The organism is Tamlana crocina, assembly GCF_012037625.1.
On record NZ_JAAVJS010000710.1, the window covers coordinates 1 to 314 of the forward strand.

Sequence of the window (314 nt, forward strand, 5' to 3'; positions counted from 1 at the left end):
GAAAAGAGAAGGTTACAGGCTATAACAAAAAAGTGACTGCAGCCATTAATTCTCTTACAGAAGAGTCATCTACTTATGTGATAAGAGCGAAAGGAAGACATTTTGAGGAAGAGGCTTTTGTCATGGTAAAGGAAGGCAAGTACCAGGGCTTCGGATTTATAGATACTCAGGCTCAGGTAAATCATCTGGAGGATTATGTGCCTTTTTTAAAGCAGCAAGCCGCTACTTACCACACCCACAAGATCCTGAGCAATTATATGCGGAAGCAAGGTGCCCCAAAAGTGATATTTTTCGATAGCGCTGCAACGACTGAT

At 42.0% G+C, this 314-nt stretch carries 1 pseudogene; it reads left to right on the forward strand.

Going from position 1 to position 314, the window contains the following annotated elements:
• Nucleotides 1–314, forward strand: a pseudogene (locus HC176_RS18665) (exonuclease domain-containing protein); the annotation flags it as partial.